This is a genomic window from Treponema endosymbiont of Eucomonympha sp., assembly GCF_001028545.1.
In genome coordinates, this window is sequence record NZ_BBPW01000721.1 from 1 (window position 1) to 378 (window position 378).

The following is a 378-nucleotide window of genomic DNA, read 5'->3' on the forward strand; positions in this document are numbered from 1 at the left end:
TATCGCTTGCGCGGCTTGCGGGTGTGGATGATTTAACCGTGCAGACGCTGTGGCAGGGCACAGCGATATTGCCATGACAGACCATTACACGCACGCGGCGCAGGCTACGGACTAGGCAGTGTGGACTAAAGAAAGGAAAAGAGGTAAAATAAGAGCATGAAAGGAAATAAAGGCATTCACCGGCACGATATAAGCGACGAGGCGTGGGAACGGATAAAAGACCTGCTGCCCGGACAGGCAGGGAAGCACGGGGGAGTGGCGAAAGACAACCGTTTGTTTATCAACGCGGTAGCGTGGCAGACGCGCACGGGCGCTCCGTGGAGAGACATACCGCCAGAATTCGGGAACTGGAACAGCATACACAAGCGGTTTTGCCGC

1 protein-coding gene is annotated in these 378 nt (G+C 55.6%); it reads left to right on the top strand.

Features of this window, described 5'->3' with window-relative positions:
* Window positions 1-156: 156 nt before the first annotated feature.
* Window positions 157-378 (top strand): transposase (locus tag AWU74_RS08765; protein ID WP_162505142.1); only part of this gene is annotated, 222 nt, incomplete at its 3' end.